Origin of the sequence: Streptomyces sp. NPDC048269 (assembly GCF_040652395.1) — a bacterium.
Classification (GTDB): domain Bacteria; phylum Actinomycetota; class Actinomycetes; order Streptomycetales; family Streptomycetaceae; genus Streptomyces.
Genome location: NZ_JBEZLW010000012.1, coordinates 140,683 through 153,233 on the forward strand (window position 1 = coordinate 140,683; position 12,551 = coordinate 153,233).

General features: G+C 71.6%; 11 protein-coding genes. 3 read left to right on the forward strand and 8 right to left on the reverse strand.

Going from position 1 to position 12,551, the window contains the following annotated elements; genetic code table 11:
* Positions 1–35: 35 nt before the first annotated feature.
* A complete protein-coding gene (locus AB0D48_RS16585) occupies positions 36–1,451 on the reverse strand; it encodes an NADH-ubiquinone oxidoreductase-F iron-sulfur binding region domain-containing protein (protein ID WP_362396397.1) in 1,416 nt (471 codons plus the stop codon).
* A gap of 29 nt (positions 1,452–1,480) precedes the next feature.
* Positions 1,481–2,362, reverse strand: coding sequence for a hypothetical protein (locus tag AB0D48_RS16590; protein ID WP_362396400.1), 882 nt, complete (start codon positions 2,360–2,362; stop codon positions 1,481–1,483).
* Between the two features lie 455 nt (positions 2,363–2,817).
* On the opposite strand from AB0D48_RS16590, the gene AB0D48_RS16595 reads away from it, so the two are divergent.
* Positions 2,818–4,098 carry a helix-turn-helix domain-containing protein gene (locus AB0D48_RS16595; protein ID WP_362396403.1) on the forward strand — a complete coding sequence of 427 codons (1,281 nt, stop codon included), beginning with the start codon at positions 2,818–2,820 and terminating at the stop codon, positions 4,096–4,098.
* Positions 4,099–4,237: 139 nt separating this feature from the next.
* On the opposite strand, the gene AB0D48_RS16600 is transcribed toward AB0D48_RS16595, so the two are convergent.
* The 3 genes from AB0D48_RS16600 to AB0D48_RS16610 all read right to left on the reverse strand — a co-directional run bounded on the left by AB0D48_RS16600 (position 4,238) and on the right by AB0D48_RS16610 (position 7,355).
* Entirely contained in the window at positions 4,238–5,083 is an 846-nt protein-coding gene (locus AB0D48_RS16600) for a sigma-70 family RNA polymerase sigma factor (protein WP_362396406.1), read from the reverse strand.
* A gap of 152 nt (positions 5,084–5,235) precedes the next feature.
* A complete protein-coding gene (locus AB0D48_RS16605) occupies positions 5,236–6,639 on the reverse strand; it encodes a DUF1996 domain-containing protein (protein WP_362396409.1) in 1,404 nt (467 codons plus the stop codon).
* 14 nt (positions 6,640–6,653) lie between these two features.
* Positions 6,654–7,355, reverse strand: a complete 702-nt coding sequence (locus AB0D48_RS16610; RefSeq protein WP_362396412.1) for a DUF4142 domain-containing protein — start codon at positions 7,353–7,355, stop codon at positions 6,654–6,656.
* 394 nt (positions 7,356–7,749) lie between these two features.
* On the opposite strand from AB0D48_RS16610, the gene AB0D48_RS16615 reads away from it, so the two are divergent.
* A complete protein-coding gene (locus AB0D48_RS16615) occupies positions 7,750–8,940 on the forward strand; it encodes an acyltransferase (protein WP_362396415.1) in 1,191 nt (396 codons plus the stop codon).
* A 223-nt stretch (positions 8,941–9,163) separates the two neighbouring features.
* Here AB0D48_RS16615 and AB0D48_RS16620 read toward each other — a convergent pair whose 3' ends face one another.
* The gene (locus AB0D48_RS16620; RefSeq protein WP_361761053.1) at positions 9,164–9,634 is read right to left on the reverse strand and encodes a hypothetical protein; all 471 of its coding nucleotides are present in this window, start codon (positions 9,632–9,634) and stop codon (positions 9,164–9,166) included.
* Positions 9,635–9,945: 311 nt separating this feature from the next.
* Between AB0D48_RS16620 and AB0D48_RS16625 the strand changes: the two genes are divergently transcribed.
* The gene (locus tag AB0D48_RS16625; protein ID WP_362396419.1) at positions 9,946–10,839 is read left to right on the forward strand and encodes an IS982 family transposase; all 894 of its coding nucleotides are present in this window, start codon (positions 9,946–9,948) and stop codon (positions 10,837–10,839) included.
* A gap of 104 nt (positions 10,840–10,943) precedes the next feature.
* Here AB0D48_RS16625 and AB0D48_RS16630 read toward each other — a convergent pair whose 3' ends face one another.
* Together AB0D48_RS16630 and AB0D48_RS16635 are read right to left on the reverse strand one after the other, a co-directional pair.
* The gene (locus AB0D48_RS16630) at positions 10,944–11,540 is read right to left on the reverse strand and encodes a sigma-70 family RNA polymerase sigma factor (RefSeq protein WP_362396422.1); all 597 of its coding nucleotides are present in this window, start codon (positions 11,538–11,540) and stop codon (positions 10,944–10,946) included.
* Positions 11,541–11,696: 156 nt separating this feature from the next.
* Entirely contained in the window at positions 11,697–12,380 is a 684-nt protein-coding gene (locus AB0D48_RS16635) for a hypothetical protein (protein ID WP_362396425.1), read from the reverse strand.
* Positions 12,381–12,551: the final 171 nt, after the last annotated feature.

Here is a 12,551-nt window from a genome sequence, read left to right on the forward strand (position 1 = left end):
TTGAACCCGCGAGCGGTCCGCAGCCGTGCACCGACTCATTCCTGGATGCGCAGCGCGAGGGCGGGGCAGCGTCGTACCGCGCGCAGCGCCTTCGGCCGCAGCCGGGCCGGCACCGGCATGGACGCCTTCGCCGGGTAACCGTCCGCGTCGAGCCGTACGACCTCGGGAAGGACGTCCACGCACAGGCCGTGCCCCTTGCACAGGGTCCAGTCCACGACCAGCCGCTCCGGACTCTCGTCCCGCGGCAGCGGCAGGGCTCCCAGCACCCGCCGGCCGCACCCGCCGCCGAGGGCGTGGTCGTGGAACTCGTCGGGGAAGGCGGCGAGCGCCGAGGCCACGAAGTGCGAGGTGCCGTCGGGATGGCTGCACGCACCGCGGCCCCGCACCGCCGTCAGCCGCGCCTCCACCATCTCCAGGGCTTCGCCGCCCCCTCCCCGGACGGCGTCCTCCAGGACGTCGGCGAGCCCGGGCAGCCCGCGTACGCAGGGCCCGCACTGGCCCGCCGACTCCTTCGCCATCCACCGGGTCACCCGGGCCACTTCGCCCGCCGGGCAGGTGTCCTCGGGCAGTGGCAGCACTGCCCCCGCCCCGAGCACCGCGCCGAACGACGTCAGGGACTGCCGCGACACCTGCGCGGAGCGCGCGGACATCGGATCCAGCCATCTGCCGTGGTAGCCGCCGACCAGGACGCCCTGGCCGGGACCGGTACCGCACAGCTCCAGGACGTACGCCAGGGACGTACCGGTCGGCGCCTCGACCACCGTGGATCCGGCGACGGTCAGCAGTACGGTGCCCGGCTCGGCCGGCAGGCCGGTGCCGCGGTACTCCCGGGCGCCCAGCCGTGCGGCCAGGCCGAGTTGGGCGAAGGTCTCGGTGTTCGACAGCAGGGTGGGCACCCCGCCCAGGCCTCTCTCGCTGGTCCGCACCTTCTGCCCGGACGGCAGCGTCGCACCACCGTTGAGTCCGCTGACCATGGCGGTCCCCTCCCCGGTCACGAAGCGTTCGGGAAGCCGCGTCACACGCACCCGGCGGCCGGCCGGGCCGCGTTCGGCAACGGCGTCCCGTACCGACTGCTCCACGTCCTCCCGGGTGACGGCCACCACGATGTCCTCGGCGCCGAGCGCGGCGGCGGCCAGCAGGGCCCCGTCGAGCACCAGATGCGGAGCGTGCAACAGCAGTGCTTTGTCCTTGAGGCAACTCGGCTCGCCCTCACTGCCGTTGACGACGACAGCGGTGGGCGCGTCCTGCCCCCGGGCCGACCGGGTGACCGCCCGCAGCTTCCGTGCGAAGGGAAACCCCGCTCCGCCGCGGCCCCGCAGGTCGATGTCCTCGGCGAGGGCGACGAGCTCGTCCGGGCGGTACCGGGGCAGGGTGCCGTGGGCGGCCAGATGGGCGGCGCGGTCGAGTCGCGGAAGCTGGTCGAGTCCGGCCAGCAGCCTGGGAGCGCCCACACAGCCGAGGCTGGGCCGCGGCCCGCCGTTCACAGCCACCGCTCCGCGCCGGCGGGCTGTTCACCGTACAACTGCCGTCTCCCTCCCGCACCGCCCGGTGTGGACGCGGCGTACGGCCGGGGCGCGGGCCGGGACAGCGGGGCCGGCCCCGTGGACACCAGCGGACGCACCCCGCCCACCGCGCCCGGACGCGGGCCCGAGCGCAGACGCGGACGTTGACGCGGGCCCGGGACGGCGGCCGCCGGGCGGGAACGCGCACTCCGCGCCCTCGTCTTGACGCGGAGCAGGAGGACGCCTGCGACGCCGATCAGACAGAGCGCGTAGGCCGCAGTCACCCAGACGCCGCCCGAGCGGCCGGACTTCAGCCCGTGCACGAGGGACGCGCCCCACGCCGGATAGGCGCCGAAGTGCAGGGCTCGCCACCACAGCGAGCGGCTCTTGGTCGCGAACACGCTGCGCACCGCGCCGGAGACGGCGACGGACACGAAGAGGTAACCGGCGAGCGTGCCGAGTCCGATGAGGACGGGCCGGTCGGCGTCCGCGAACGGCAGCACCGCCGCGGCCGCCGACGCCTGCTGCTCCGCGACCTTGACCCAGATGTGCAGGGCCAGGAAGGACAGCCCCGCCACGGCCAGGCCGCGGTGTGCGGCCTGGGCGAGCAGCCTGTGGCCCGGCCCGAGGAGCACCCGGTCGGTGGCCAGCAGCCCCCACAGGACGGTGGCGGTGAGCGAGACGAGCGAGAGCACGCCCGCCCCGAAGTCGAGGAAATCCCATACATGGGTCAGGGCGCCCGCGCGGGCCACCACGATGACGGAGACGACGGCCGCGGCGACGGCCGGGACCGTCGCCGGGTGACGACTCCTGCGGCGCGCCCGGTGCGAGCGGCGTATGTGCGGCTGGGGCAGGGGCATCCAGATCTCCTGTGCGCCTGGGATCCGAGCACGTGTCACCTGGCGCTCGGCACCCGGGGGTTGTTGTCGGTCGAGCCCGGCAGCGCTGTGAATTCCTGCGCCGGCCGAGGAGCGTGGGGCCGGAGTGCAGAAGCATCGTGGAGCTGCGTGGCACCTCCACAGGATTTATCGAAACGTGATAATTTCTCGCACCGCGTCTACGGCGCATCGAACAACCCCGGAAGATTCCCCTCCAGCGGAGGTTTCGACAGGCCACCGCACCGCCCGCCGGCTACGCGTCCTCCATGGCAAAATCACGGCAAAACCACGGGACCGTAGCTGGCCGGACCCCTCCAGGAGGGAGTACGAGGACCGCAACTCTCTTGTTCAACAGGGCTGTTGGCGAGAGAGGCAACCTCGGCGGGCTTGTCGCTCAGCCACCGGACAGGCCTCACCCCGGCACGAACGAGGAAACGATGTGCGAACTTCTGAACCGCATCTGGTCCCGCCCCCGAGGCGAGTGGACCCGCGTCCTGCGCAGGGAACTCCCCGCGCTGGCCGCCGAGATAGTGGAGGAGCTTCTGCATGGAATTCCGGGATTTTCCACACTTACCGATGACAACGATGCCATCGACGACGAATTGCTCAGACAGTGCGTGGAAGAGGCCCTTCTCACCGCTCTCGGCTACCGCGACGCCCGCGGTTGCCACTCGGGCAAGGAACCGGAACAGCACGAGGACCGGCAGCAGGGCCGGCACGTGGAGCAACACGAGCAGCAGTCAGTGGACTTGGAACCCGGACCGGACGAACGCGTGTGCGCGAGCGAGGAGCAGCACGAGCGCGCGAGCGAGATCGGGGCGGAGGTCAGACAATACGGCGGGCAGCACGGCGGGCAGCACAGTGGTCCCCACGGCGGCCAGCACGGTGGTCCCCACGGCGGCCGGCCAGGCCGGCCCGGCGGCGACCGGGCGCGCCAGGACCTCTTCAAGGCCCTCACCGATGACCGTGCCCCCTCCGAGAGTTCCCTCGCCGAGCTCGCGGAGGCGGCCGGCTGGCCCCTCCCGGTGGCCGTACGGGCCATCGTGCCGGCCACGCCCGGCGAGGCCCAGCAGCTGGCGGCCGTCCTGGACGACGCCCTCCCCGGCATGTTCGCGGGCCGCCCCTGCCTCCTGGTCCCGAGCCCCGATCCCGACACCCGGGCCCCTCTCGAACTCCCGCTGCGCGGACGGTTCACAGCCGTCGGCCACGCGGTCCCGCTCCGGGACACCGCGTCCTCGCTGCGCTGGGCGCTGCGCCTGCTCGCCCTGACCCCCGCCCGCGCCGGTCTGGAGGCCCGCGCGGTCTTCGTGGACGACCACCTCTCGACCCTGCTGCTGCTCCAGGACGAGCCCCTGGCCCACGCGCTGGCCGCCCGCTGGCTCCGGCCGCTGGCGGATCTGACCCCGCGCCAGAGCGAGCGGCTGGAGGTGACCCTGCTCGCCTGGCTGGAGGGCGGCGGCGCCCCCGAGGCGGCCAAGGCCCTGAGCGTGCATCCGCAGACCGTGCGGTACCGCATGCGACAGCTGGAGAAACTCTTCGGACCCGGCCTGCGGGACCCCCGCACCCGGTTCGAACTGGAGATGGCCCTGCGCAGCCGCCGACTGATGGCCCAGGTACGGCGTCAGCACTCGCGGGTGGGACGCCGGACGGCACGCGTGGTCACGGCGGACTTCACGCCCGTGGTCGTCGGGCGGATGGCGCGCGTCAACGGCCTGTGAGCAGCCACGTACGACCGGCCCGGCCCCGTCCGCACGGGGGCCGGTCCGGTCGTACGGAGGGCCGGGCCGGATGTACGGAGGGCCGGTCCGGTCGTACGGAGAGCCGGTCCCGATGTACGGGCGCCGGGCCGGCCCGTACCTACCCGGCGGCGGGAGCCGCGGATACCGCCCCCCGCATCGTGGAGTTGAGGTCCAGCAGCTCCTCGTACGCCCGGGCGCACGGCCCGCACGCCGCCAGGTGACGGGCCAGGCCGGGGGGCTGGTGCGTACGGCTGCGCCGGACCGCCGAGCCGAGCATGTGGCTGTAGTGGTCGCACCGGGCGTCGGCCGCGGTGTCCAGATGGGCGAGCAGGAACGCCTCGCGCAGCCCTTCCCTGGCGCGGAAGGCCAGCGAGGTCACCGCGCTGGGGGTGATGCCCAGCAGCGCGGCGACCTCGTGCGGCGAGTCCTCCTCGACGAGCGTGTGCCACAGGACGGCCTGCCAGCGCGCCGGCAGCGTGTGGAAGGACCGGGCGATGAGCCTGCGGTCCTCGCCGGCCAGCAGCCGGCGCTGCGGGTCACCGCTTGCGGCGGCCTGCTCGCACCAGGAGTCGAACTCCGCTGTGAGCAAGGTCCTTTCGTCACCGTCGCTCCACTTCATGGCGGTGTGCCGGACGACGGCCAGCAGGTACGCGCGCCAGGGGCCGCGCGGCCCGGCGCCGGAGCGGACGGCCTGCAGGGTCCGCAGGAAGGCCTCCGACACGAGGTCCTCCGCGTCCTGCGGGGTGCGGCAGCAGGTGCGCGCGTACGCGAGGGCGGCCCGCCGGTGGCGCCGGTAGAGGAGATCGCACACGGCCGCGTCCGCGGCGCCCGAGCCGAAGCCCCTCCTGAGCCGCCGGGTGAGTTCCCCGTCGGAGGGCGGCGGCGCCTTGCCACCGCCCGGGTGGTGCGGACCGTCCGCGGATTCACGAGAGCCGGACACGGAGCCGGACATGGAGCCGGACATGGCACTCCTCGTAGGGTCGGGACCCGGCTGGGCGCAGGTATGCGGTGTTGGCCCGAAGTCGGCTTCGGGCCAACACCTGTCCCGGGCGGGGCGCCGCGCATGGGGAGGGAGCGTCTCGTCCGGGAGCTGGGGGAGGGGACGTGCGCGCGGCGTCAGCGGCAGGTGCGCCCGCCGTTGATGCAGCCCACCGCGGTGGCCATGAGCCGGTCCGGCATCACGTTGATGAAGTCGTCGTGGTCGGTCACCGGCTTGTGCAGTTGCTCGGGGAAGCTGTCCACGGCGAACCGGGCCCCCGGCGCGACCCCGTACGTGATCCGCTGCACCAGCTGCGGAATGGCGCTGAAGCCCTTCGGGCAGCGGCCGCTCTTGTCCGGGAAGGCCACGTGGGTGCGGTGGTTGGCGCTGTCGGTGTTGCGCCCGTCCCAGCAGCTCTGGAAGGTGAAGGTGCGCACCACGTCGCTGCCCTTGGGGCAGACCGGGTACTTGTCCTTCAACTGGCGGTTCTCGAAGCCCGTGCAGCTCCACGAGGCGTTGGCGTTGGCGTTGCCGTTGGCGAATGCCTTGGCGTCACCGGTGATGATCCGCAGGAAGCGGGGCATGGCCTTGACCTTGCCCACGGGACTGCCCTTGAAGGTGATCGTCACCTGCTTCGGCCGCAGGATCGTCCCGACGTTCGCGTCCTGGCCGCCTCCGGGCGCCTTCGCGTCCTTCTCGGCCTTCCCGTCGCGCAGCCGCAGAACCGGCCAGTAGTAGCTGGAAAGGTCGCCGTTGCCGCAGGTGGTACCGGCCTTGGCGAGGCTGTCGTTGGTGGAGAAGGCGTCGGTGGACTTGTTGCCCACGTAGTCGTGCATGTGGTGGGCGCCGTTGGAGACTCCGGGGGCGACGATCACGTTGTCGGGGTTGAAGTGGCCGTTCTCGTTGCGTCCGCACTGCGAGCTGAAGGACCCCGTGGACGCTCCGGCCGACGCCCCGGGGGCGCGGACGTTCGGCCGGATCCTGGTGATGTCGACGAAGTCGCTCCGCGCCGGTCCGCCCTTCCCCCCGATGCTCCGGGCGGCGCCCGCGTCCGCCGGGCCCGCAGCCGCAGCCGCGGCCGGATCGGCTGCCGCGTCGTCCTGGGCGGAGGCCTGCTTCATCTCGCACCCGCTCAGGGACTTGAGCTCCTCCGGGCGGGCGGCGGAGCGGGCTATCGCGTCGGACATGCGGCTGATGGTCCCCTCGCGCTGCACCCGGAGCTCGCCGAGGAGGGCGTCGCCCCCGGCCTCTCCGGCGGCGAGGCGCCGGTAGGCGTCGGCCACCTGGACGTCCAGCTGGGCGAGGCTCTCGTCGACCTCGGTCCGCGCCTGGTCGGGTACGGCGGTCAGCCGGTCACCCACGTCGGGGCAGTCGATGGTGGCGACCACCTGCGCCGCGCGGTCGCCGGTCCGGTTGCCGTCCTGGCCCGCGTTCGCGTTGCCTGCCACGACGGCGACCCCACCGCCGCCCAGTACCAGGGCGGAGACCACGGCCAGGAGCTTGTTCGACAAACGGGGGCGTTTATGGCCCTTTTCACTCATGCGATCACTTCACTTCACTTCGTCGGTCGGACAGTGGACGGAGCAGGGGTCTTGTCGGGGACGGCGAGCGCGTCGAAGTCGACCAGCCCGGTGTCCTCGAGGACCGTGATGTGGTCCAGGACCGTGGTGTTGGCGGATGTGGCCAGGGCGCGGACCTTGGAGTTCCTGGTCTGCGCCCGTATCTGGGCCACCAGCGCGAACACCTTCCCGTGCGCTCGGCGCAGCAGCTGTACGAACAGTCGTTCGTATTCGTCCCCCTGGGCCTGGGTCAGCTGGTCCAGCCATCCCCGCTGCTGCTCGGAGGGCTGGTTGGGCAGGTCGATCCCGAGGGCCTGGCCGGCCTGGATGACCTGCCGGTCCAGGTCGGCGTGGCCCTCGATCAGGTGCTCCCCGGCCGTCCGCACCGACGCGCGCGTCCCGCGCTGCTGGGCCTGCCGACCGGCGGGCAGCTCCCACAGGCCGGCGAGCCGTACCTTCCGTACGAAGTCCCGGTCCGCGGGGGTCAGCGGTCCGTACGCCGTACTCAGGATCCCGGCGCCGTCGTCCTCGGCGGCGGGCTGCCCGGCCGCGGCCGCGGCCCGGCCGCCGAACTTGTCCACGGGGACCAGCAGCGCGATCAACGTGAGGACGAGAGCGGTGATGACGAAGCCGGTTCCGACCATGTATCTCGTGGCGACCGAATAGCTGCTGAGGGGTCGCCGCCGGAATGACAGCACAGTGCCTCCTTGGTCCGAGGCCGGGAGGGGTGGCGGGGCCGGAGGTTCCGCACGTGCCGTGCGGTGCACACCCGCATTCCCGGGGTGTCACGGGACGCTAGTGGCACGGGTGGTGTCCCGGCGGGAGGACCATCACCATTGGATAAACATCCGGGCAAGCCCCCGAAGGGCTGATATCTTGCCGCGCCCGCAGGTGTCGGTGAGCAAGCCCCGCAGTGGCGGCTTAGAGGGACATCTTTCCAAGGCAGCCATCAGGGCCGAGCCGTCCCGGTATCACCGCGGATGTCCGCCGAGTGGCAGGCGCTCCCCAGAGCATTCCTGTGAGTGAGCTGTACAGTTCCGCTGACCTGACGGCGGTAACCGGACAGCCGTCCATGTGAGGGGCGGTCGAAGGATGAGCGCGCGCAGTTCTGACGGCGGACCGCAGCCGATCGGCGGCCGGAGCCGCGCCGGCGCCGGCGGGCGCCTGGCGGCTCTCGACGGCGTTCGGATACTCGCCGCGCTCGCCGTGGTCTTCTACCACTACGTGGTGCTCGAGAGCGCATGGGGCGAACCGACCGTGGGCGTCTTCCCGGTCGCCAGCAGGCTCGCCGTCTACGGCTGGCTGGGCGTCGAAGTGTTCTTCCTGGTCAGTGGCTTCGTCATCTGTATGAGCGCCTGGGGTCGCACCGTGGGGGACTTCGCGGTGTCCCGGGTCTCCCGGCTGTTCCCCGCCTACTGGACGGGCATCGCCTTCACCTCCCTCGTCCTGTTCACATGGCCGGAGGTGAGGCCGGTCGAGGCTCTCAGCGACGTCGTGGTGAACCTCTCGATGCTCCAGGGCGGCGTCGGGGTTCCCCACGTCGACGACGCGTACTGGACACTCTTCGCCGAGCTCAAGTTCTACGTGCTCTTCTCGGCCGTCGTCATCCGCGGCGTTACCTACCGCAACTGCGTGCTCTTCTGCGGGCTCTGGACCGTCGCCGCCGTCGTGGCCCCCACCGTCGACAACCGTGTGCTGTCCTTCTTCGCGATCACGCCCTACTCTCCGTACTTCATCGCCGGGATCGCCTTCTACCTGATGCGCCGGTTCCGGCCGAGCGCCGTCACCTGGGCGATCGTCGGCGTCCAGTTCGTGCTCGCACAGCACTACGTACACTCCCGCATGCTGACCAGCCTCGGCCGGGGCGTCACCGAGCGGACACCCGCCTGGCCCGCCCACGTGATCATCACGCTCGGCTTCCTCGTCATGGCCGCCATAGCGCTGGGCCTCCTCGACGGCATCCGGTGGCGCTGGCTGCCCCACGCCGGCGCGGTCACCTACCCGTTCTACCTGATCCACATGATGGCCGGGCTGACGATCATCCACCACTTCCGGGACAGGGTGGCGCCCGTCCCACTGGCGCTCGGCGTGACCGCGCTCATGCTGACGCTCGCATGGATCATCCACCGGCTCGTCGAACGCCCGCTGGGCCGCGTGCTGCGCGACGGCCTGCGCCGCGGACTCCAGGACATCCGGTCGGGGACCCCCGTCCCACCGGCTCTCCCCCGGCTCCCCGCACAGCCCTCCGCGCCCGAAGCGGAACGTATCCCCTCCATCCGCTAGACGAGTCATTCCGAAGTGATCGTGCTCAGCTTGCCGATGGGCCAAGGGGCCATTCGATGGCTCGCTGCTGGCCCGTGGACATGCATGCTGCCTGCGCCAAGGCGGGCTTTGCGTCCCTCGAGAAGCCGGCGAAGTAGATGACGCTCGCCGCACAATGGAGGCCGGAGCTGGTGCTGCTTGTCCCGGGCCCCTCACGGCAGCTGCCGAATCCCTCCCCGGGGCTTCAACTTAGCTGGTCGCGCACGAGATCAAGGAATGCCTGTCGGCTCGGATGGATGTGCGCCCAGACCTTCTCATCCTGTGGCTCTCCCGAGTCTTCGGGGCCCTTCCTGATCACCTCCTGTACTGCCCACGCGAGGCTGCGTGCCGCTTCGCTGACCTCGGACGCGCACAGTACGTGGATCGTCTTCTGCGTCACCCACACCCTGTCAAGGACCTGCCTTGCCCGGGCCTGCCACTGCTCGTCAGCCAGGTTGTGGTGATACCGATCCACCGCGACTCGTTCTGCTTCCTGCACCGCAGACAGAAATGCGATGAGGTGCGTGAGACGCTCGTTGCGGCGCGCCTCGGCAAGTTCACGGACACTGCGGCGCGCCTCGCCGCGTTCCAAGGCGCGTCCTGCCGAGCGTTGGGCCAGCATCGACATGAGCCCGCCGAGCAGGACGCCGATGAGCGGCGCAAGCGTTGTCCACACAACGTCCGATTATGACATCGATGGCATGAACACGGCACGGGGTTCGGGCAATATCGGGCCGGGACCGGGACGCGCAGACGGCCAGGTTGTCGCAGCCTTCGACAACGGCGGGCAGCAGACGGCGGAAGATCTGAGATCTTCGCGCTGCCCTGGGCGCTCTTGGCCACAGCGCGGACCGGGAGGTCCGGTACTGGGCATGAGGTGGCGTCCGGTCTCCCGTGTCTTGTCGGCCTGCTCAAGCGTGAAGCCGGGCAATCGGGCAGCCCCCTGCCGGCGGCCGGAGAGACAGACAGGGCGGCCAAGATCGTTCTGTGACGAATGACCTGGACGCCCTGCTCACCGCACTGTATGTGAAGATCGACGACGAGATCACGGACACCCGGTGGCTGGGACGCCCTCCCCGGCTGACCGCTTCCGAGCTCGTCTGCCTCGCCGTCGCCCAGGCGATGCTGGGCTTCACCTCGGAGTCCAGGTGGCTGCGGTTCGTCCACTCCCGCCTCGGCAAGATGTTCCCCTTCGTGCCGAAGCAGCCGGGCTGGAACAAGCGGCTGCGGGCTGCGCTGTCGCTGGTCAAGCGGGCTGTACGGCTCCTTGCGACGGACACCGACTTCTGGTTCGACAACCACTGGATCATCGACTCCACCCCGGTCGAGTGCGGCCGGTCACGCCCCACCGTGAAGCGGTCGGACCTGGCCGGCTGGGCCGGATACGGGTACTGCGCCAGCCATTCCCGATTCTTCTGGGGCCTGCGGCTATACCTGGTGTGGACCCGAACCGGTATGCCGATCTTGTGGTCCCTTGCGAACCCGAAGCTGGACGAGCGCGAGGTGCTGACGGCGATGTTGGATCGTGAGCCGGACACAGTCACCGACCGCCCCGGCCTGCTGGTGATCACGGACAAGGGCTTCGCCTCCAAGGAATTCGAGACCGATCTGGCCATGCGCGGGGCAGAGCTGCTGCGGCCCTCGTTCAAGCGGGAGAAGCGCCGCAAGGGCGAGTCACTGCTGAAATCGGTGCGGCAACTGATCGAGTCGGTGAACGACACCCTCAAAGGCCAGCTCGACCTGGAACAACACGGCGGCCGGACCTTTGAGGGCGTCGCCGTCCGCGTCGCCCAACGCGTCCTCGCGCTGGCCGCAGCAATCTGGCACAACCACAAGACCGGACAGCCAATCACACGGTCCCTGATCGCCTACGACCACTGATCACTTCGGAATGACTCATCTAGAGCCCGCCCTCCCGGACAGCGCCACCCGTTCCCACCCGCGGGAGGGGCTCCGCAGCCCCTCCCGCGGGCACTCCCCGGAGATCAGCTGACCGACGCCATCAACGACGTACGGGCGCGGGCCACGCGCGAGCGGACGGTGCCGATCGGGCAGCCGATGGCCGTGGCCGCCTCGGCGTAGGGGAGGCCGAGGAGCTGGGTGAGGACGAATGCCTCCCGGCGCTCGGACGGTATCGCCTCCAGCAGCTCCGCCAGCGCGATGCCGTCCTCGAAGCCGGGGACGCCGTACGGCTGGGTCTGCTCGGCGGCCGTCTGCCAGTCGTGCCTGTCCGAGAGTCTCGGCCGGGCGGCGGCGTGGCGCAGGCTGTCCACGACGGTGCGCCGGGCGATGGACAGGAGCCAGGTGCGTGCCGAGGAACGGCCTTCGAACCGGTGGAGGCCGGCCAGCGCCCGGAGGAACACGTCCTGGGTGAGGTCGTCGGCGGCCTGGGTGTCGGCGCTGAGGTACGCCACGTACCGCCAGACGTCGCGGTGGAGCGCGCGGACGAAGCGGTCGGCCTTCGCCGGGTCGCCGTCACGGGCGGCGAGCGCCAGTCGGGTCACGGCCTCGTCCGAGCCGGGGGTGTGCCGGCCCGGCCTTTCGCCGGCGGGACGGTGCTGGGTGGTCAGGGCAGGAGTCATCGCCACAGGTCCTTACGGGCAAGGGATGTCCGGCGCCGCCCGATGGGGGGCGGGGCCGGTGAGGGGGTACGGCCTGCCGGAGGGCACGGCCGATGCCCGAGGCGCGAGGCGGGCGCGCGGGAACGCGGCCGCCGTGCGTGCTCGGGGAACCAGCTGTCAGAGGACAGCGGTTCCCGTCGGCGGCCCCCGTGAGGTGATGGCGTGGACGAGGAAGAGCTGCCGCGGCGTGCGGCGTCGGCGCGGACGGTGTACGCGGACGCGCGGCCGGTGCGCGGTCGCGGGGAGGTGCAGCAGCAGGCGCAGCGGCGTCCAGAGCCATCCGGCGACGGCGCGCACGACGCGGAAGACGGCCCGCTCTCCGTAGGCGAGCCACAGACCGCACAGCACGGCGGCCAGCAGGTGGGCGGTCAGCATCCCGGCCGGTGACATGGCGGCCGCCCCATGGCCGGCATCCGGGACCGGCCCGGAGGTGGGGGCGGACAAGGTGTGCGCCATCCCGTGCGCGGCGTGGTGTACGTGGGCGGCCGTCTCCGGCACGGCGGCTACCGGCGGCACCGCGGTGACGGGCGGCAGGGAAGGCCGGACGAGCGACTGGGCCAGGGAGAACCCGCCGTGCAGCGCCGCCTGCACGGCGACGGCCGCCCCGGTGACGGCGAGCGGTCCGCGCTCGCGGCCCGCCAGCGCCCAGGCCGACGCCGCCGTGGCGGCGAAGGCGGCGGACAGCGCCCACCAGGGCACCGCCCTACCCGACATGAGGATGTGGCCGGTGGCCGTGAGCAGCACGCAGACGGCTGCGAACATCGCAGCCCGTGCGGCTCGGAACAAGTGGCCTGGCGTCATTGCGGGCTCATCCTCGCACCGGCTTTCCGAGCCGCGCACCGAGGTGCGCACTTCCGGACAACTTCCCGTGTGGTGCAGGGCACAACGGCGGCGAGGGAACCGATCCGCCACTCCACCCGACTGCCTACCCGGCCGGTCGAAGGGTTCAACGTCCGGGGAACGGAGACTTCT

Coding starts and splice junctions, on each gene's coding strand:
- AB0D48_RS16600 (WP_362396406.1), bottom strand. CDS start 5,083: ATGTCCGGCTCCATGTCCGGCTCCGTGTCCGGCTCTCGTGAATCCGCG.
- AB0D48_RS16590 (WP_362396400.1), bottom strand. CDS start 2,362: ATGCCCCTGCCCCAGCCGCACATACGCCGCTCGCACCGGGCGCGCCGC.
- AB0D48_RS16595 (WP_362396403.1), top strand. CDS start 2,818: ATGTGCGAACTTCTGAACCGCATCTGGTCCCGCCCCCGAGGCGAGTGG.
- AB0D48_RS16615 (WP_362396415.1), top strand. CDS start 7,750: ATGAGCGCGCGCAGTTCTGACGGCGGACCGCAGCCGATCGGCGGCCGG.
- AB0D48_RS16635 (WP_362396425.1), bottom strand. CDS start 12,380: ATGACGCCAGGCCACTTGTTCCGAGCCGCACGGGCTGCGATGTTCGCA.
- AB0D48_RS16630 (WP_362396422.1), bottom strand. CDS start 11,540: ATGACTCCTGCCCTGACCACCCAGCACCGTCCCGCCGGCGAAAGGCCG.
- AB0D48_RS16605 (WP_362396409.1), bottom strand. CDS start 6,639: ATGAGTGAAAAGGGCCATAAACGCCCCCGTTTGTCGAACAAGCTCCTG.